This is a genomic window from Pseudomonas karstica (assembly GCF_009707515.1).
Taxonomy (GTDB): Bacteria; Pseudomonadota; Gammaproteobacteria; order Pseudomonadales; family Pseudomonadaceae; genus Aquipseudomonas; species Aquipseudomonas karstica.
Window position 1 is genome coordinate 80,780 of record NZ_WLYI01000007.1, and the last position, 17,867, is coordinate 98,646.

The following is a 17,867-nucleotide window of genomic DNA, read 5'->3' on the forward strand; positions in this document are numbered from 1 at the left end:
GTACGAACTCATGAAACAGAATGCATGGAAGCAACCGTTTTTCAGCGGCAAGATGCCTGCCTGCCATTTACGAGGGCATTGGGCGAGTTTCTGTTTAGTTGATGAGTTGGGGGATGGGAAGGCATACGGTGGTCTGCCTTATACACTTCATGACAGCGCAGGGCACCAGTATTACGGCCGGCTGAATGGTGAGGGTTTTGCCAAACTCGATGATTTTTACTGTGGCCCGCTGGTCCTCATGCTGGACGAGCGCTATTGCGGGATAGAAAAGCCCTATACCGATCTGATGACGCGTATGACTTACACGCTGCCCATCACCGAGCTCCAGGTTCGCGCCGAAAAAACTCGATTTTCCCGGGATGACGGCCGGCCGGTCGAGCGCAATCCGGCGCAGCAACAGGCGGACAAGTTTTATCAGGTTGAAGTGCGGGACTTGGTCCGGCATGTCGCTCACTTGCCGCCTGAGGTGCCAGGGGCTCATCGCCCCAAGCGACATGCGCTGAAAATGATGGCTGACCTTGGGTTTGGACCACCTCAGCTTACCTTGGCAGGGCTGGTTTTATTTCCCAACCAGCACACCGTGCTGGAGGTCCGGCCATTGCGGGCGCTACGGCCAATATTGTCCACCGAAGACCAGTTCTGCGCCTTGAACCTCTATCAATTGGCATTGATAGCTACCTTGAGTTACTGCAAGTTTGGTCAGGAACCGCCGATAAAACCTGTTGATAAAGTCAGCTTTCCGCTGGATCCAAGCGTAGGTAATCTGTTTGCCGAAAAGCTCTCGGGTTATCAGGAAGCGTGGAAAGTCGATCCGGGCCAAATAGAACGCTTTTATCCAATATATGAAGATGTACCTTACTCTCAACGGTTTGAGATTCTGCCCTTCGATCCTGAGTTGTATCAGCAGAACCGCCCGGAGTTGGGTCCGGAGCAGGAACATCCCGCCCGACTGCATTTTTTTGACGATAAGGAGCGAGGCACGGACACCCAGGCATTTATCAGTCATCACGATGAGGTAATTCTGATCGCTGTGCGTGGCACAGCCAGCCTCTGCGATGGACTGCGAGATGCAAACGCCCACCAGGTCGCTTTTGTCGGAGGTGTTGGCAAGGTTCATGAGGGCTTTTATCAGGCTTACCAAGCCATGCGCGATTTTGTACTGCGTTACTTCGACCGATTTTATACAGGGCAACGCATAGTGATTTGCGGTCACAGCCTGGGCGGTGCGATCGCCCTGTTGCTAGCCGAAGGGTTGCGTCGAACCGAAGAAGTCCGCTTCAACATCCTCCTCTACACCTACGGCGCTCCGCGGGCCGCCGACTCCGAGTTCACTGAAGGCGCCTCTGCCCTGGTACACCACCGCATCGTCAACCACAACGACCCGGTTCCCAGCCTTCCGGCACCCTGGATGAACACCACCGCCAAAATCTGGATCCCGGGGGCCGTGGTGCTGTTCAGCAATCCGGCACCCGGTGGCCTGCTATTCGTCCTGGGCTTGGTGCGCCTGAGCGGCAACCCTTATCAGCATCACGGCGCACAACAGCATTTCATGCCTATCGTCTTGCCCGACGGCACCCAGTCCTCGGTGTTGTGGGCTCCCGGCTGTGAATCGATTGAGGAGGTGGGGGGTAATCGTGCCTTGCAAATTAACGGCGACATGCCTGAGCGGGCCAACCTGATCAAACAACTGGCCCAGTTCAAACAGCACATGATGGTTGTCAGCTACATACCGGCTGCGTGGGCCACTTTGCGGCGTTGGCAACAAACCCTGGACACGAATAGCACTCTGGTGACTGCGCGGGAGTTTGAGCTGATCGATCACGCCTTGACCACCATGCAGGAACAATTGCGGCACAAGAAGTGTGAGTTGAATTGCCAGCGTCCCGCCAACCAGCGAGGCTACGAAGGCAATGATGGCTTGAGCGCTGAAGTCGACCGCCTGGACACCAGTCGCCAGCGCTTGGCGAGCCTGCGCTGGCGTCGATTGCAAGCCTGGGAGGTCTACGGCAGCCACGCCCAATCCCCAACCTTGCAACCGTGCCTGAACCGCTGGTTTTCCCATCAGGAAAACCGCGAGCTATCCCAAGTGGCAAGTATTCCCCCGCAACGGGACGACGACTGGGGGGCGGGAAGGGCGCAAACCCTGGATATCGATTCGATCGTGTAAACCTACAAGAACTCCACCTGGGCTGGCTGCCGCTTCATCAGCACCTGGCCCCCGCGAATCGAATACAACGCCAGGCCTTGGCTGCGAATCACTTCATAGTCGCTGTCGGCGGAAAGGATCAGCATGTTCGCCGGGCGTCCAGGCTCCAGGCCATAACGATCACCCAGGGCCATGGCTTTGGCGCTGTTGTCGGTGACCAGGTCCAGGGCATTTTGCAGGTTGCGGTAGCCGAGCATATGACAGATATGCAAACCGGCCTCCAACACCCGCAGGATGTTGCCGTTACCCAGGGGGTACCACGGATCGACGATGGAGTCCTGGCCAAAACAGACGTTCATACCGGCCTCCAGCAGTTCGTTGACCCGTGTCACGCCACGGCGTTTCGGGAAGCTGTCGAAGCGGCCCTGCAGGTGGATGCTTTCGGTGGGGCAGGAGACGAAACTGATACCCGAGTGCCCCAACAGGCGGAACAGCTTGGCGCAGTAGGCATTGTCGTAAGAGCCCATGGCCGTGGTGTGGCTGGCGGTGACCCGCGCGCCCATGTCACGGCTGCGGGCTTCTTCGGCCAGTACTTCCAGAAAGCGCGAGTGAGGGTCGTCGGTTTCATCACAATGCACGTCCACCAGGCAACCGGTGCGCTCGGCCAGGTCCATCAGGTACTTCACCGAACTGACGCCCTGGTCACGGGTGTATTCAAAATGCGGGATGCCGCCAATCACATCTGCCCCCAGGCGAATGGCTTCTTCCATCAGTTCGCGGCCATTGCGGTAGGACTCGATGCCTTCCTGGGGAAACGCGACGATTTGCAGGTCGATCAGATGGGTACTTTCCTCGCGTACTTCCAGCATCGCCTTGAGGGCAGTGAGGTTTGGGTCGGTGACGTCGACGTGGGTGCGTACGTGCTGGATGCCGTGGGCGGCCAGGGCCTGGATGGTTTTCTTGGCGCGGCTCTTGGTGTCTTCAAGGGTAATGGTGGTCTTGCGTTCGCCCCAGCACTCTATGCCCTCGAACAGCGTCCCGCTCATGTTCCAGCGAGGCTCGCCGGCGGTGAGGGTGGCGTCGAGGTGGATGTGTGGCTCGACGAAGGGCGGGACGACCAGATTACCGGCGGCGTCCAGGTCACCCGGACCCGCTGCCGGCGTAGCGCCTTGTGGGGTGATGCTGGCGATCCGGCCGTGTTCCAGGTGCAGATCATGCAGGCCTTCACGGTTGCGCAGGCGTGCGTTGATGATATGCATGGGCAAGTTCCTCTTGGGCAAAAAGCAATCAGGTGTTTCATTATGCCTGGACATCAGCCAGTGGCGTCCGCACCCGTAGTACAGCGGTGAGTACGATGTAGGTCAACGACGCGGCGACAATTCCCACCAACGGTGCCACCCACGGCGAGTTGAACGCCAGGACCGTGCCGACGGCATAGGCCAGCAACCCAGGCCAGTTGAATGCCGGCAAGCGTGTATCGGCCAATCGTGGATAGTGGCCTCGATACCGATAGAAGAAGTCCGCCATGATGACCCCGCCAATCGGCGGAATCACCGTGCCCAGCAGGATCAGGTAGGGCACCAGCATGTCGTACATGCCCAGCAGCGCCAACAGCGTACCGATCACTGCGCCGACGAGCGTCACGGTTTTACGGCGACGGGTGCGCAGCAGGTTGCAGCCGGCGACAGCGAAGTTGTAGATGGTGTTGTCCTGGGTGCTCCAGATGTTGAGCAGCAGCATGGCCATCGCTGCCATGGCAAAGCCTTGCAGCAGCAATACTTCCACCACATCCGGCTGTTGATAGACGATGGCGCCATAGGCACCGATCAGTACCATCAAGCCATTGCCGATGAAGAAGCCAATCAGGCTGGCCAGCACGGCCACCCGGGCCGAACGGGAAAACCGCGTCCAGTTGGTGGCCTGGGTGGCGCCGCTGACAAAGGTGCCGAACACGAGGGTAATGGCAGTCGATATATCCAGTTCGCCGCTCGGTACCACCGCCAGCAAGCCATCCAGCCCACCGACTTTCACAGTGGCAACCCATATCGACAGCAATAGCAGAAGACCCATGGCTGGCACGGCGATATAAGACAGAATCTCCAGCCCGCGATAGCCCACGTAGGCCGTGGCGCAGAACAGCAAGCCGAACAGCACCATCAGTGCCAGCACGCTACCCTGGCTCAATTCGAAATATTTGCCCAGAACCACGGCGGCGGTGGCGGTGCCCCAGGCGTACCAACCAATCTGGGTAAAACCAAGGATCAGGTCGCTCAGTTTGCTGCCGACTTCGCCGAAGCAGAAGCGCCCCATCAGCACCGAGTTCAAACCACTTTTGAAGGCGATGTAACCCAGGCCTGCGGCATAGATACCCAACAACAGGTTACCCAGGGCCACGACACCGAGCATTTGAGTAAAACTGAAGGCCACCCCCAGCTTGCCGCCGGCAAACATGGTGGCGGTAAAAAAGGTGAAACCCAGCAGCACCATGGCCGTGGACGCAAGGCCTTTGCGCGCATGCATGGGGACCTCGCTGAGGGGGTAATCGTTGCCCGCTTCGTGCTGCGTCATGTGTCTTCTCCCTGAGTGACTGGCGCAGCTGCGTTGCACCGCTCGTGCCAACTTCAGGGGGAAGGGGTCAATCAAACAAGGTGTGGGTTGTCTCACCGCGATGAAAAGCAAACGCTGCCTCAAGATCACTCTCGATGGTCCGGCCTCGGGACAGCGGTGGCAGGTCGTCCAGACTGAAGAAACCGACATCCGTGGTCTCGAAGCCCGCCACGGGTTGGGCTTGATCAATACGCTCACACAGGAAGTACAGCTTGTAGAAGTCCCGGGTATCCGGTTTGTACAAACCCTTGGCTTTGTGGGTGACACTGTACAGCGCCCGCGCCGTCACGGTTAATCCGGCCTCTTCGCGGATTTCCTTGACGATGTTTTCAGCTGCTGACAAGCCGATATCGGCATAACCGCCAGGCAGCGCCCAGCAGCCGTCGGTCAATTCCCGCACCAACAGGATGCGGTCGCCCTCAATCACTGCACCACGCACATCGAGCATGGGTGTCGAATAACGCTTGGCGAAATCCGAAACCAGCCCGGTGATGCGTTCCACAGGCACGTTGCCCAGCTGTGCCAGCATGCTATTGGCAATGTGCGCGATCTCTTCGAGGCGTTCGCGGTCGAAATCGTCCTTGCAGAAATGCAGACCGGTGGAGGCGATGGCCTGCAAGCGTTTGGCGTGGGCCAGCCAGGTGTTTTCCATGATGGGTTCCTTGAGTGCCTGAAGGCGATGGCGAGCGCTTCAAGCTGAACCTTGCGCCCCGTTCCACAGCGCCGACTTACTCGCCGCGATAAATGCAGCCACTGGTGCACGTCTCATGGATGCGAATCGCGCTGAGCTCGGGCAGCAGTGGTTTCAATTCATTCCAGATCCACTTGGCCAGTACTTCGCTGGTAGGGTTTTCCAGGCCAGGAATGTCATTGAGGTAGTTGTGGTCGAGGCGCTCGTAGAGCGGCTTGAAAATCGCCTTGATCTCCGAGAAGTCACGGATCCAGCCGGTGTGCGGGTCGAGGTCGCCGCTCAGGTGGATGGCCACCTTGAACGAGTGGCCGTGCAGGCGCCCGCATTTGTGACCTTCGGGCACGTGGGGCAGGCGGTGGGCGGACTCGAAGGTAAACTCTTTGAAAATTTCCACGGTGTGACCTGTATGGCTTGAGTTGCTTGGGTTGTAGGCGATTGTCAGTGTTTGGTGTACTGATCAATGTACTGATTGGTCGTTGCCAGGGGTGCAGTGGCTATCCATTGTGAGATTGCCGACTGGCGCCAGGCGACCGAATTGGGACCTATTCTAACCTGTTTCGGGAATCTTCCTTCCCTGATCCTGCGATAAACAGTGATCTTCCCAAGGCCGTTGGTATGAAGCCCCTCATAGAGGTGCAGGAAACGATTCGCCCGCTGTAGGCCCCGCAGTCTTGATGATGTGAAGGGAGAGCGCTGTCATTCAGCGCTTTGGATCCGGATTTTTTGCCTGCTGTATTTCGCAAATGAATTATTGAGCCAATTCATACTCTTACCTTTGTATGAGCTCTGACCCTACTTTAAGGATGACAAATGAAGCGCGCAGTAATGATTTTCTTAGCTGTATCAGGTTCTATCCTGCTTGTCGGCTGCGGGCATCACCGTGACGGTGGAGAAAGGCACGATCGGGACCACCAGGGTCGTGGATACGACCGAGGGCATGATGATCGCGGGAATGACCATGGATACGATCGTGGTGACAATGATCGGCGGCATGATCGCGGTCGTGATCGTAGAGACGACTGAGCCCCTGAAGGCTCACTGAAGGATTACCGAACGGTGCCGGCACTCGACAGCTTGCGCCTTGTGCCGGGGTCAGAGAGCCAGCAGTCGTTCGCCCAGGCCGCCGTTATCCGCCAAGCGCAGAAACTCATCCCCCAGCCGCCGGCTTTCGCTCATTGCCGTTTGCCAATAGGTGTGGCGGCTCGGGTCATCCCCCATGAAACGCTTGAAGTCACTGCGATCCGGTAGTTTGCCGTAGGGTAGGCGGGCCAGGTATTCCCGAGAAGGGGCCACTAGCAGCACGTCCTGCAAACCTTGCTGATTGGCGCGCCGCCAGGGCAGGCCTTTGTCGAACCAGCCGGGGATCACGCGGTCGGTGAAGTGCGGGTAGAGCACGATGTCATCGCCGTGGTAGGGCAAGTCGAGGTGATAGTCCAGCAAACCGCCGTCGCGGTAGGTGCCTGTGCCTGCGCCCGGCAGGTCGCGCACCCCTTGCATCACCATCGGAATCGAACCGGACGCCAGCAACGCCTGGCGCAGATTGGTCAATTCCAGGTGAAGCAAGCGTGACGGGAAATCCTTGAGCGGATGCAGCGGTGGGGCCTGGCGTGGATCGTGGATGATCAGCCGTTCGAAATGTCGGGCCAACCGCGCGCGGCCTCGCAAGTTGTCGAGGATCACCGATGACAATCCAAGACCCAGGCGGCCCCGATGGTCGTCGGCGAGCAGGCCGTGGCTTTTGACCACGACGATATTCAGTCGATAGTCGGGGTTATCCAGTAGCGTGGCGTCGCGCCCGGCCAGCAAGTCGTCGAGCATGCGCTTGCAGCTCTGGCTGACCTCGGCCATGGTCACGCCCTTGGCAAAGCTTTGCTCGTTATATAAGCGACCCAGATCAAGCAGGCCTTGTACCGGGTTGGGCAGGCAGGCGCTGGCAAAGCGCCAAGAGCCGATGGACGCGCCGATCAGCGAGCGCTGACGAGGTGCCCGAGGCAGCCAGTCGCCAAACAGTGCGAGGTCCATGCCTTGGATTCCCAAGGCTTTTGGCCCTCCGGCAGCGCCAGGCAGAATACCGACGTCCGCCGGCTTCAAGCCATGTTCGCGAATACGCGAAAAGGCGCGTTTGCCGGCTTTGAGCGTCAGGGCTGGGTACTTGATGTGAATAGCCGTCATACCGGTCTCTGTGGGAGCGAGCAGGGCAGTATAGAAAGACTTGGCCAGTGGAAGGCAAGGGGGTTTTCGGGAATTGCCATGGTGGCAATTCAGTTTCAGTTAAGTTGCGATGGTTACCGTGCTCTGCGTAGGAACAACATCCTGAAACGGAGACTTATCATGAAATTCCTCACAGCACTGGCCGCCGCCAGTATCATTGCTTCGGCCGCCGGTCTGGCACAGGCCCGGGATGTGGGGCCCGACGAAGCGCTGAAACTGCCCGGCGCTGTTACTATTGTTGCGTTCGATCAGCTTGAGGCCACGGCGTTGGCCCTGCATCCCGGCTCCATGTTGCAGGAAACCGATCTGGACGAGGAGTACGGCAGGTACCTTTATCAGGTCGAATTGCGCGACGCCAATGGTGTCGAGTGGGACGTGGAGTTAGATGTGCTCACCGGGCAAGTTCTCAAGAACCATCAGGATACGTAATGAAGGTAAATCTACGCGCCGGCAGTCGGGCGGCGTTGGTGCTCCTGGTTTTTTGCTCAAGCCTGGCAGCCAGGGACCTCAATCAGGACGAAGCCTTGGCGCTGCGCCAGCAAGGTGTGATTCTGCCGCTGGAGCAACTGCTGCAGCAGGCCATGGCACGTCATCCCGGGTCCAGGCTATTGGAGGCCGAGCTTGAGAAAAAACACGGGCAGTACGCCTATGAAGTGGAGCTTGTCACCACCGAGGGCGTGGTTCGGGAAATCAAGTTGGACGCGACCTCTGGCGCCCTGCTCAAAGATAAGGAAGATGATTGATGCGCCTGCTTCTGGTGGAAGACAACGTACCCTTGGCCGATGAAGTGTTGGCCGGTCTCCAGCGCCAGGGGTATGCCGTCGACTGGCTGGCGGATGGGCGCGATGCGGCTTATCAGGGGCGCAGCGAGCCTTATGACTTGATCATTCTCGACCTTGGCCTGCCCGGGTTACCTGGGTTGGAAGTCCTGGCCCAATGGCGCGCAGCCGGGTTGGCCACGCCGGTCTTGATCCTGACCGCGCGCGACTCCTGGGCCGAACGCATCGAAGGGCTCAAGGCCGGTGCCGACGATTACCTGAGCAAACCCTTTCATCCCGAAGAGCTGCACCTGCGTATCCAGGCCTTGCTGCGTCGCTCCCACGGCCAAGCTAACCAGCCGACCCTGCAGGCCGCCGGCTTGCATCTCGACGAGGGGCGCCAGTGCGTCATTCGCGAGGGTACGGAAATCCAGCTGACCGCCGCCGAGTTTCGCTTGTTGCGTTATTTCATGCTGCACCCCGAGCAGATTCTGTCTAAAAGCCACTTGGCCGAACATTTATACGACGGTGAAACCGAACGCGACTCCAACGTGCTGGAGGTCCACGTCAACCACCTGCGACGCAAGCTGGGCCGTAGCGTGATCGAAACCCGCCGCGGCCAGGGCTACCTGTTTGGCGCCAGTAAGGCGTGAAGTCCATTCAGCGGCGGTTGAGCCTGGGGTTGGTCAGCGTCATGGTGATCATTGGCCTGGTGCTGGCACAAACCAGCCTGTGGCTGTTTGAAATGGGCTTGCAGCGCTACCTGGAAGCGGGTTTGCGCAACGACAGCGAAAACCTGCTGGTCGCGCTGGTGCGGGGGCCTACGGGTGTGCAACTGGATGAGCAGCGACTGTCACCGGCTTATCAGCGCCCGTTTTCCGGGCACTATTTCCGGATTGACTTTCCCGACGCCCATTGGCGATCTCGCTCGTTGTGGGACCAGGAACTGCCGCAATTGCCTCAGGCCGGGCTCAAGGGCAACCTGCAACTAGGACCGGAAGGCCAGCAACTGCTGGTGTTGCGCTCGGATTACAAGCGCTTCGGACGAGCGATTTCCATCAGCGTGGCCCAGGATTACACGCCGGTCAGGGAGAGCTTTCGCCTGATGCGTCAGATTGGCCTGGTCCTCGGGTTGGCGGCGCTGTTGCTGATCCTGATCCTGCAACGTGTCACTGTGCGCCGGGCTCTGCGCCCCCTGGAAACCGCCCGCGAACAGATTGCCCAACTACAGCAAGGACAGCGTTCGCAACTGGGCACCCAGGTGCCTTTGGAGCTTGAGCCCCTGGTGGCTCAGATCAACCATTTGCTGGCCCATACCGAAGACAGTCTGAAGCGTTCGCGCAATGCCCTGGGCAATCTCGGTCATGCCTTGAAAACCCCATTGGCGGTGTTGCTGAGCGTGGCATCCAGTGAGCAGCTCAAGGATCATCCACACGTGAGCAAACTCTTGCGCGAGCAGCTTGAGCAAATCAAACAACGACTCAACCGTGAACTCAATCGCGCACGCCTGGCTGGCGAGACCTTGCCCGGCGCCTTGTTTGACTGCGATGGGGAATTGCCGGGTTTGCTGGCGACCTTGAACATGATCCACGGCGAGCATCTGGAGTTGAGTTATCGCGCACGGCCTGGCCTGTGCTTACCCTGGGACCGCGAAGACTTGCTGGAACTGCTGGGCAATTTGTTGGATAACGCCTGCAAATGGGCGGATGCCGAGGTGGTACTTCGCATCGATGAAGTTGAGGATGGTTTTCGCCTGAGTGTCGAGGACGATGGTCCGGGCATTCCCGAGTCCCAGCGCGACCAGGTGTTCAGTCGTGGCACACGCCTGGATGAACAGACCGCTGGCCATGGCCTGGGGCTGGGTATCGTGCGGGATATCGTCGAGGTGTGGGGCGGGCGGTTGCACTTGCAGGAAAGCGAGTGGGGTGGATTGAAGGTGGTGATTGAGTTGCCGAGGCGCCAGGGCTGAGTTTCCCTGGTTGTATTGTGGGTCCCGGCTCCCCTATAGGGTTTTCGCCATAAAGACGTTTTATGTCGGCCAATCAAACCTTGAACTGATCCATCAACCCCAACTGCTGGTTGGACAGGTCTTCGTCTTTGACATGACGCCCCGCCTGCTGCAAAGTGCGCGCCCTCTAATAAAACGCTTTTTAAGCCTGCATTCCGGCAGTCGCTCGCGACGCTGCCCTGGCGCAGGCATGCCCGTGTTTTGCTGTTTCATAGCTTTCTGTCTTGAGGTAACCATGATTAATGCAGTAATCGCCGCGGTCGGCACCATGCTGGTGCTCAGCCTGTCCCGCGTGCATGTGGTCATCGCTATTATTGTCGGTGCCCTCGTGGGTGGCCTGACCGGTGGCCTGGGCATCGATGCGACGCTCAAGGCGTTCAACAGTGGCCTTGGAGGCGGCGCTACCGTGGCGTTGTCCTACGCGTTGCTCGGTGCTTTCGCGGTTGCGATTGCCAAGTCAGGCCTGGCCCATGCCCTGGCGGACAAGGCCTTGCTGCTGGTGGGCCGCCAGGAGACCAACGGTGGTAGCCACGTAAAGTGGCTGTTGATCGGCCTGCTCGGGGTAGTTGCCATTGCCTCGCAGAACATTCTGCCGATCCACATCGCCTTTATCCCACTGTTGGTGCCACCGCTGTTATATGTGCTGACCAAGCTGCAGCTGGACCGCCGCTTGATCGCCTGCGTCATGACCTTCGGCTTGATCACTCCCTACATGTTCCTGCCCGTGGGCTTCGGTAATATCTTTCTCAATCAGATCCTACTGGCTAACGTCGCCAAGAGCGGCGTGGATATCAGTCAGGTCAACGTCACCCATGCCATGGGCCTCCCGGCGCTGGGCATGGTGTTCGGCCTGCTGGTGGCAGTCTTTATCAGCTACCGCAAGAAACGCGTGTACGACCTGGAAAAAATCGAACGGGTCGAACAGGTCGTGGTGCAATACAACCCCTTGACCCTTCTGGTGGCTGGCCTGGCGATTGCCTCGGCGTTCATTATTCAGTTGTGGCTGGACTCGATGATCATCGGCGCCCTGGCCGGGTTCCTGATTTTCTCGGTGTCGGGCATTGTGCGTTGGCGCGAAACCGATGACCTGTTTACCGAAGGCATGAAGATGATGGCGATGATCGGTTTTATCATGATCGCCGCCTCGGGTTTTGCCGAAGTACTCAAGGCCACCGGTGAGGTACAGGCCCTGGTAGAAGCGTCCGCCGCGCTTATCGGTCATAGCCGCCCAATGGGCGCCTTGTTGATGTTGCTGGTGGGGTTGTTGGTGACCATGGGCATTGGCTCGTCGTTCTCCACCGTACCGATTCTGGCGGCGATCTTCGTGCCGTTGTGTGTGCAACTGGGGTTCAGCCCGCTGGCCATCGTGTGTATCGTCGGGACTGCCGGGGCCTTGGGTGATGCAGGCTCGCCGGCATCCGATTCCACACTGGGGCCGACCTCGGGTTTGAACGTCGATGGTCAGCATCACCATATCTGGGACACCGTGGTGCCAACGTTCCTGCACTACAACCTGCCATTGCTGGCCTTTGGCTGGTTTGCCGCATTGACCCTGTGATGCTCCTTCGGTCCTACAGTTTTTGTGCGCCTGGCCGTTAACCTCTCAAGTTGCCCCTATAAGAGAGAAAAGCCATGCGCCTTAGCCTGAAGGCCAAAGTGTTGTCCCTTGCGGTATTGCCTGTCTTGCTGTTCGCCGTGGTCATCAGCTTGACCATGGTATGGATTCTCCAGGAGCAAGCCCATAAAGAGGTCGAAGAGACCCGTCAAGACTTGCTCAATGACGCCAAGGCCACCTTGCAAAGTTATGTGCAGGTAGCCCTGACCACCATCAAGCCAATCTATGATGCCGCGGCGCCGGGTGATACGGCGGCGCGGACGCAGGTGGTCAAGTTGCTGTCCAACACCGGTTACGGAAAGGATGGCTATTTCTTCGGCTACGACTCCGAAACCATTCGCTTGTTCAAGGGCAATAGCCCCGACGGCGTGGGCAAGAGCTTCAAGGGTAACCAGGATCCCAACGGTGTTTATGTCAACCGGGACTTGGTGAAAGTGGGCAAGGACGGCACCCATTATTTGCAATACAGCTCGACCCTGCCGGGTCAAACCGAGCTGGTACCCAAGCTGGGTTATACCGAGTACCTGCCCAAGTGGGACATGGTCATTGGTTCCTCGGTGAACCTGGACGGTATTGACGCCCAGGTCGCCGAAGTCGAGGCCAAGGTGAACGATCGCCTGGACGGTGTGCTACTGAGCATTATCGGGATCGCCGTGGTGGTGGTGCTGGTGATTGCCTCCGTGGGCATGCTGGTGGCCAATACCATCTTGCGGCCGCTGCACCTGATGAAGGTCAACCTCGATGACATTGCCGCGGGTGAGGGCGACTTGACCCGGCGCCTGGCAATTACCAGTCAGGATGAGCTGGGAGAGCTGGCGGGCTCGTTCAACCGGTTTGTCGACAAGATCCACGGCCTGGTGCGCCAGATTACCGAGATGACCTCGCAGCTCACGGGCCTGGTCAGCCAGGTGGCCGACCAGGCCCATCGCTCGGAACAGGCAATGGAACGCCAGCGCCAGGAGACTGATCAAGTGGCTACCGCCATCAATGAGATGTCTTCGGCCGCCCATGAAGTGGCCCGCAGTGCCCAGGGCGCGGCCGTTGCGGCGCAGCAGACCGACGCCGAAGGCCAGGCCGCCAAGCGTGTGGTGGATGGCAGCATTGCGCAGATTCATGCGCTGGTCAGCGACATTCGCAGCAGCGGCGTATCCCTGGACAGTTTGCAGCAGGATGTATCCTCGATTGTCAGCGTCCTCGGAGTGATCCGTTCGATTGCCGAGCAGACCAACCTGCTGGCCCTCAACGCAGCGATTGAAGCGGCGCGGGCAGGCGAGGCCGGGCGTGGTTTTGCGGTAGTAGCCGATGAAGTGCGGGCCCTTGCCAGTCGGACCCAGCAAAGCACCCAGGAAATCCAGGGCATGATCGACCGCCTGCAAAAAGGCACCGAGGCCGCCGTGGAATCCATGCGCCGCTCCAGCGACGCCGGCGATGGCACCTCGGCCCAGGCCAATGAAGCCGGGGCGTCCCTGGACACCATGGCTCAGTTGATTGGCACCATCAACTCGATGAACGCACAGATTGCCAGCGCTGCCGAAGAGCAGACTGCCGTAGCTGAAGAGATCAACCGCAGCGTGCATCAGATTGCCGTGGCGGTAGACAGCGTGGCCGATGAAACCCAGTTGGGCGCACAGACCTCTCGCAGCCTGGCGGACCTGGGCCAGCGGCTGGGCAAGTTGGTGGGGCAGTTCAGGATCTGACCCCTCGGTTCTCGGTCTTTGAGAAAACTCATCGGTCTGGCGTTGTGAGGCGCGACATTGACCACCCCGTAGAAACGCTTGTCCTGGGCGCAGGGCAGGCGTTATTGATCTGGGTATCTAAAGAAAAGGGCACTCGCGGGATTTGCAGTGGACTAAATACCAAGGGGCGCTGGGCTTCCTGTGTTTTTCTGCCACGGATCGAACATGAACCAAACCAACCTGCAATTCAAAACCCTGGTGCTACTACTGGTCCTGGTGACTATCGCTTTCTTCTGGATTCTGCTGCCGTTCTATGGCGCGGTGTTCTGGGCAATCATTCTGGGGATTATCTTCGCGCCGATGCAGCGGCGCTTGCAGGTGCGGTTCGGCTGGAACCGCAATCTGACGTCGCTGTGCACCTTGAGTGCTTGCCTGGTGGTCGCCATTTTACCGGTGATCATCACCAGCACCTTGCTGGTGCAGGAAGGGGCGATACTTTACAAGAACATCGAGAGCGGCAAGCTGGACATCGCTGGCTACCTTGAGCAATTCAAGAACGTGTTGCCGTCATACTTCCAGCACCTGCTGGACCGCTTTGGCATGGGAAACCTGGAGGGGTTGCGGGAAAAGATCGTCAAGGGAGCCATGCAAGGCAGCCAATTTTTCGCTACCCAGGCGTTCAGCTTCGGGCAGGGGACTTTTGACTTCCTGGTGAGCTTTTTTGTCATGTTGTATTTGCTGTTCTTCCTGCTGCGCGATGGCCCCCAACTGGTGCGTAAGGTGCGCACGGCGGTGCCGTTGGCCGAGCCGCAAAAGCGACGGTTGCAGCTCAAGTTCAACCGGGTGGTGCGTGCCACGGTCAAGGGCAACGTTTTAGTGGCCGTCACTCAAGGGGTCTTGGGCGGCTTGATCTTCTGGTTCCTGGACATTCCCAGCGCGTTGCTCTGGGCGGTGCTAATGGCGTTTCTATCACTATTGCCGGCGGTGGGTGCCGGTATTGTCTGGGTACCGGTGGCAGTCTACTTTTTGCTCAGTGGTTCGATCTGGCAAGGCGTAGTGCTGGTGCTGTTCGGGGTGTTTGTCATCGGCCTGGTGGACAACCTGCTAAGACCGATCCTGGTGGGTAAGGACACCAAAATGCCTGACTACCTGATCCTGATCTCGACCCTGGGCGGGCTCGCGATCTTTGGCCTCAACGGATTTGTCATCGGGCCGCTGATTGCCGCACTGTTCATATCCAGTTGGGCGCTGTTTGTCGAAGCCAAGCCGAGGGTGATATTGCCTTGAGCTTCAAGCTTTGAGCTAGTGGCTTGTAGCTTGCAGCTGCTTCTGGGCATCTGGCAGTGAGGTGAGCGGGCCGCTGATGGGCTCGCCATTGCGTACCAGGTACCAGCAGGCGAGCAGGCCCTGTTCTCTGAGGGGCGCGGGAACCGCGCTGCCGATGACGGACATGATTTGGACAGTGGGCATATTGGCCTCCATTACTCTATGGAGGTCACCTTACGGTTCACCGGCCTTAAGGAAAAATCACCCTGCTCGATAGTCGACATCACCGTTACCGGGGCATTGGTGCGTGGTTGCGATCACTCGACCACTTGATCGAGCATGTGCACCACTTCCTGTTCGTTGAGCAGCCCCTTGTGCACCAGGTTTTGCGCCAGCAACGACAGGAACTTGGCACAGCGGTGGCCTTCCAGGTGCTTGAGTTCGGTCAAGGCACTGTAGACCTTGCTGGATGTGCAGAGGCCGGCAGTACGGTGCGGGTTTTGTGTAGGCATGGGCGGCCGTCCTTGTTGTTATTGGGTGGACACTTTTGATAGTGGGAGCCTGTCATGACACAAACATGACAGCGCCTGCCTGGATAGGGCAAGTGGATATTACGCTCTATGATGTTGGATTCAGTCACAACCGCTGTCCTGATAACGACCTTGGCAAGATTTATTCAGACCAGGCGGCCAAAAAAGCCCCGCATGTGCTGCGAGGCTTGTTCAGGTGTTTCAGCTTTTGTTACCAGCCACGACGGTAGTAGCCTTGGTGAGGGCCATAGTAACCACGCGGTGGGCCGTAATAGACCGGCGCCGGGCGGTAATAAACCTGCTGCTGCACATACACCGGTGGCGGAGGAGCGTAGTAGACCGGTGGTGGCGCGGCATATACCGGCTGCGGTTGGACATACACCGGTTGCTGCACGTAAACCGGTCGCGACTGGCTGGCAATTACCGTACCCACGACAGCGGCACCGACAACCGCACCAATGACGGCCGGGCCACCCCAACCACCACCGTGGGCGCTGGCTTGACCTGCTACAGCGAGTGCACCGATAAGCAAGGCGATCCTGGGGATTTTACGAATCATGGTCATTCCTCGGTTAGTCCCCTGCGCTTGTGGTCTGCAATCAATAGATTCAAGGATTGTCGCGGGGATACTTTTAAGACAGTGTCTTTCTGAAAAACAGCACGGCCTTTAGGTAAATGTTGTGTAAGGTCTGTACTGATTGGCTTACATGGTCTGTGCGACACCATGCCAATGTGCGCGTGTTCCCGTCTATCCAAAACGTCCTGAAAATGGCTTCAAGGAGTTACACATGCTGATGAACCCCAACAAGGACACCCAACTGTGCATGTCACTGTCGGCGCGCCCCGGGAATTTTGGCCTGCGTTTTCACAATCACCTGTATGAACAATTAGGTCTGAACTTCTATTACAAGGCGTTTAGCAGTCAGGACCTGCCCGGTGCGGTGGGTGGCATTCGTGCCCTGGGTATTCGCGGTTGTGGCGTTTCCATGCCATTCAAGGAGGCATGCATTGCCCTGGTGGATGAATTGGATGATTCGGCCCGGGCCATCGCCTCGATCAATACCATCGTCAACACTGCCGGGCACCTCAAGGCCTACAACACCGACTACATTGCCATCGAGCAATTGCTCAACACCCATGCCGTGCCCAAGGAATCGTCTTTTGCCCTGCGCGGCAGCGGCGGGATGGCCAAGGCGGTGGCCAGCGCCTTGCGCGACGGCGGATATGCCAAGGGGGTGATCGTTGCGCGCAATGAGGGCGCGGGCAGGGCATTGGCGCAAAACCTGGGCTATGAATGGCAAGCGGAACTGGGCGACCTGCGTCCGCAAATGCTGATCAACGTGACACCCATCGGCATGACCGGTGGCCCGCAAGCTGATCACCTGGCCTTCGACGCCGAGGCCATTGATGCTGCCGAGACGGTGTTCGATGTGGTGGCGATTCCCGCCGAAACGCCACTGATTGTACGCGGTCGGGCCCAAGGCAAGCAGGTGATCACCGGGTTGGAAGTGATCGCGATCCAGGCCTTGGAGCAGTTTGTGCTGTACACCGGTGTAAGGCCCACGAATGAACAGTTTCAGGCGGCGGTAGCGTTCGCGCGGGATAAGTGATGGGCTGCATTCGGCGTTACTCCAGCCGCGCCAGTCGCTCTTCCAGCGCCGCGATCCGTGCTTCCAGTTCTTCGATGCGCTCCAGCGAGACGCCGCTGCTGGCGCCGCGCTCAACCGGATTGCCGCGCGCCGCGAGGATCGCCTCGATATCCGCCGGATCGCCCAGGGCATGCATATAGCGATCTTCCCGCTGGCCCGACTGGCGCGGCAACAACAACGCCAGCCCGCGGGCGATCAGGCGCTCCAGTTGATGCACTACCTGCTCGGCATCTTCAAAGTCATGCATGCGGCCGCTACGGGTCAGCAACTCATTGACGGTTTGCGGGCCGCGCAGGCATAACAAGCCGATGAGGATCACTTGGGCCGGCACCAACTCCAGCGCCTTGTCCACCCGATGTTCCCAGCGGTCAGCACGACTGCCCATCACCAGTCGGGTAAAGCCGCGCCCCTCGAGGGCTCGCAGGCTTTGGCCGACCTGGCCTTGGCTGAGGTTCATCACCGGTTCCCGGCTGGTTTTCTGGTTGCAGGCGATCACCAGCGCATTGAGGGTCAGCGGGTAGGTTTCCGGGCTGGTGGCCTGCTTTTCGATCAGGCTGCCCAGGATGCGGATTTCCGCGCTGTTCAGGCGTGGCTCGTCGGACGTGGTGTCGTGCTCGGTGGTCATCGCGCTTTCCCTATGCAGTGAACCCACTAGCCTAATCCTGAAAAAATAAAAGACAAGCGGTGCCGGCGGCGAGCGGGTCTATAAT

20 protein-coding genes and 1 pseudogene are annotated in these 17,867 nt (G+C 58.8%); 11 read left to right on the plus strand and 10 right to left on the minus strand.

Annotated features, from left to right (window positions below):
* Positions 1-10 precede the first annotated feature (10 nt).
* Positions 11-2,167, plus strand: a complete 2,157-nt coding sequence (locus GIR22_RS07245) for a lipase family protein (RefSeq protein ID WP_154742667.1) — start codon at positions 11-13, stop codon at positions 2,165-2,167.
* A gap of 2 nt (positions 2,168-2,169) precedes the next feature.
* Here GIR22_RS07245 and codA read toward each other — a convergent pair whose 3' ends face one another.
* From codA to GIR22_RS07270, 5 genes are all read right to left on the minus strand, one after another.
* Complete coding sequence (gene codA / locus GIR22_RS07250; protein WP_154742668.1) at positions 2,170-3,405, minus strand: cytosine deaminase; 1,236 nt, start codon at positions 3,403-3,405, stop codon at positions 2,170-2,172.
* Positions 3,406-3,445: 40 nt separating this feature from the next.
* On the minus strand, positions 3,446-4,714 hold the full coding sequence (gene codB, locus GIR22_RS07255; protein WP_154742669.1) for a cytosine permease: 1,269 nt from the start codon (positions 4,712-4,714) through the stop codon (positions 3,446-3,448).
* Positions 4,715-4,781: 67 nt separating this feature from the next.
* Positions 4,782-5,405, minus strand: a complete 624-nt coding sequence (locus tag GIR22_RS07260) for an NUDIX hydrolase (protein WP_154742670.1) — start codon at positions 5,403-5,405, stop codon at positions 4,782-4,784.
* A 76-nt stretch (positions 5,406-5,481) separates the two neighbouring features.
* Positions 5,482-5,838, minus strand: coding sequence for a 6-carboxytetrahydropterin synthase QueD (gene queD / locus GIR22_RS07265; RefSeq protein WP_003190259.1), 357 nt, complete (start codon positions 5,836-5,838; stop codon positions 5,482-5,484).
* A 44-nt stretch (positions 5,839-5,882) separates the two neighbouring features.
* A complete protein-coding gene (locus GIR22_RS07270) occupies positions 5,883-6,113 on the minus strand; it encodes an AlpA family phage regulatory protein (protein ID WP_154742738.1) in 231 nt (76 codons plus the stop codon).
* 190 nt (positions 6,114-6,303) lie between these two features.
* Here GIR22_RS07270 and GIR22_RS07275 point away from each other — a divergent pair, with 190 nt between their 5' ends.
* Positions 6,304-6,486, plus strand: a complete 183-nt coding sequence (locus GIR22_RS07275) for a hypothetical protein (protein ID WP_154742672.1) — start codon at positions 6,304-6,306, stop codon at positions 6,484-6,486.
* A 50-nt stretch (positions 6,487-6,536) separates the two neighbouring features.
* Here GIR22_RS07275 and GIR22_RS07280 read toward each other — a convergent pair whose 3' ends face one another.
* Positions 6,537-7,616, minus strand: a complete 1,080-nt coding sequence (locus tag GIR22_RS07280; RefSeq protein ID WP_154742673.1) for a patatin-like phospholipase family protein — start codon at positions 7,614-7,616, stop codon at positions 6,537-6,539.
* Between the two features lie 159 nt (positions 7,617-7,775).
* On the opposite strand from GIR22_RS07280, the gene GIR22_RS07285 reads away from it, so the two are divergent.
* The 8 genes and pseudogenes from GIR22_RS07285 to GIR22_RS07315 all read left to right on the plus strand — a co-directional run bounded on the left by GIR22_RS07285 (position 7,776) and on the right by GIR22_RS07315 (position 14,999).
* Positions 7,776-8,084: a PepSY domain-containing protein gene (locus GIR22_RS07285; RefSeq protein WP_154742674.1), complete on the plus strand. Its 309-nt coding sequence runs from the start codon at positions 7,776-7,778 to the stop codon at positions 8,082-8,084.
* A complete protein-coding gene (locus GIR22_RS07290) occupies positions 8,084-8,398 on the plus strand; it encodes a PepSY domain-containing protein (protein ID WP_154742675.1) in 315 nt (104 codons plus the stop codon). Before GIR22_RS07285 ends, GIR22_RS07290 begins: the two co-directional genes overlap by 1 nt.
* Entirely contained in the window at positions 8,398-9,066 is a 669-nt protein-coding gene (locus GIR22_RS07295; protein WP_154742676.1) for a response regulator transcription factor, read from the plus strand. The genes GIR22_RS07290 and GIR22_RS07295 overlap by 1 nt, the downstream gene beginning before the upstream one ends.
* Positions 9,063-10,382 (plus strand): ATP-binding protein, encoded by a 1,320-nt coding sequence (locus tag GIR22_RS07300; protein WP_178122142.1) that lies wholly within the window; start codon positions 9,063-9,065, stop codon positions 10,380-10,382. Before GIR22_RS07295 ends, GIR22_RS07300 begins: the two co-directional genes overlap by 4 nt.
* Positions 10,383-10,659: 277 nt before the next feature.
* Entirely contained in the window at positions 10,660-11,979 is a 1,320-nt protein-coding gene (locus tag GIR22_RS07305; RefSeq protein ID WP_178122149.1) for a Na+/H+ antiporter NhaC family protein, read from the plus strand.
* 155 nt (positions 11,980-12,134) lie between these two features.
* Positions 12,135-12,875 (plus strand): annotated as a pseudogene (locus GIR22_RS26720) (cache domain-containing protein); the annotation flags it as partial.
* Positions 12,876-12,977: 102 nt separating this feature from the next.
* Complete coding sequence (locus GIR22_RS26725; RefSeq protein ID WP_377665372.1) at positions 12,978-13,733, plus strand: methyl-accepting chemotaxis protein; 756 nt, start codon at positions 12,978-12,980, stop codon at positions 13,731-13,733.
* A gap of 204 nt (positions 13,734-13,937) precedes the next feature.
* Positions 13,938-14,999, plus strand: coding sequence for an AI-2E family transporter (locus GIR22_RS07315; protein ID WP_154742679.1), 1,062 nt, complete (start codon positions 13,938-13,940; stop codon positions 14,997-14,999).
* A gap of 15 nt (positions 15,000-15,014) precedes the next feature.
* Here the strand turns inward: GIR22_RS07315 and GIR22_RS25930 are convergent, their stop codons facing one another.
* The 3 genes from GIR22_RS25930 to GIR22_RS07325 form a co-directional block, all read right to left on the minus strand.
* Positions 15,015-15,182 carry a hypothetical protein gene (locus GIR22_RS25930; protein WP_178122143.1) on the minus strand — a complete coding sequence of 56 codons (168 nt, stop codon included), beginning with the start codon at positions 15,180-15,182 and terminating at the stop codon, positions 15,015-15,017.
* 113 nt (positions 15,183-15,295) lie between these two features.
* The gene (locus tag GIR22_RS07320) at positions 15,296-15,490 is read right to left on the minus strand and encodes a hypothetical protein (protein WP_154742680.1); all 195 of its coding nucleotides are present in this window, start codon (positions 15,488-15,490) and stop codon (positions 15,296-15,298) included.
* 229 nt (positions 15,491-15,719) lie between these two features.
* Positions 15,720-16,073 (minus strand): hypothetical protein, encoded by a 354-nt coding sequence (locus GIR22_RS07325; protein ID WP_154742681.1) that lies wholly within the window; start codon positions 16,071-16,073, stop codon positions 15,720-15,722.
* Positions 16,074-16,296: 223 nt separating this feature from the next.
* Between GIR22_RS07325 and GIR22_RS07330 the strand changes: the two genes are divergently transcribed.
* Complete coding sequence (locus GIR22_RS07330; protein WP_154742682.1) at positions 16,297-17,118, plus strand: shikimate 5-dehydrogenase; 822 nt, start codon at positions 16,297-16,299, stop codon at positions 17,116-17,118.
* A gap of 16 nt (positions 17,119-17,134) precedes the next feature.
* Here the strand turns inward: GIR22_RS07330 and GIR22_RS07335 are convergent, their stop codons facing one another.
* Complete coding sequence (locus tag GIR22_RS07335; protein WP_154742683.1) at positions 17,135-17,782, minus strand: YceH family protein; 648 nt, start codon at positions 17,780-17,782, stop codon at positions 17,135-17,137.
* Between the last annotated feature and the right edge of the window lie 85 nt (positions 17,783-17,867).

Coding starts and splice junctions, on each gene's coding strand:
- GIR22_RS07285 (WP_154742674.1), top strand. CDS start 7,776: ATGAAATTCCTCACAGCACTGGCCGCCGCCAGTATCATTGCTTCGGCC.
- GIR22_RS07325 (WP_154742681.1), bottom strand. CDS start 16,073: ATGACCATGATTCGTAAAATCCCCAGGATCGCCTTGCTTATCGGTGCA.
- GIR22_RS07290 (WP_154742675.1), top strand. CDS start 8,084: ATGAAGGTAAATCTACGCGCCGGCAGTCGGGCGGCGTTGGTGCTCCTG.
- GIR22_RS07320 (WP_154742680.1), bottom strand. CDS start 15,490: ATGCCTACACAAAACCCGCACCGTACTGCCGGCCTCTGCACATCCAGC.
- codB (WP_154742669.1), bottom strand. CDS start 4,714: ATGACGCAGCACGAAGCGGGCAACGATTACCCCCTCAGCGAGGTCCCC.
- GIR22_RS07260 (WP_154742670.1), bottom strand. CDS start 5,405: ATGGAAAACACCTGGCTGGCCCACGCCAAACGCTTGCAGGCCATCGCC.
- GIR22_RS07330 (WP_154742682.1), top strand. CDS start 16,297: ATGCTGATGAACCCCAACAAGGACACCCAACTGTGCATGTCACTGTCG.
- GIR22_RS25930 (WP_178122143.1), bottom strand. CDS start 15,182: ATGCCCACTGTCCAAATCATGTCCGTCATCGGCAGCGCGGTTCCCGCG.
- GIR22_RS07245 (WP_154742667.1), top strand. CDS start 11: ATGAAACAGAATGCATGGAAGCAACCGTTTTTCAGCGGCAAGATGCCT.
- GIR22_RS07315 (WP_154742679.1), top strand. CDS start 13,938: ATGAACCAAACCAACCTGCAATTCAAAACCCTGGTGCTACTACTGGTC.
- GIR22_RS07335 (WP_154742683.1), bottom strand. CDS start 17,782: ATGACCACCGAGCACGACACCACGTCCGACGAGCCACGCCTGAACAGC.
- codA (WP_154742668.1), bottom strand. CDS start 3,405: ATGCATATCATCAACGCACGCCTGCGCAACCGTGAAGGCCTGCATGAT.
- GIR22_RS26725 (WP_377665372.1), top strand. CDS start 12,978: ATGGAACGCCAGCGCCAGGAGACTGATCAAGTGGCTACCGCCATCAAT.
- GIR22_RS07295 (WP_154742676.1), top strand. CDS start 8,398: ATGCGCCTGCTTCTGGTGGAAGACAACGTACCCTTGGCCGATGAAGTG.
- GIR22_RS07280 (WP_154742673.1), bottom strand. CDS start 7,616: ATGACGGCTATTCACATCAAGTACCCAGCCCTGACGCTCAAAGCCGGC.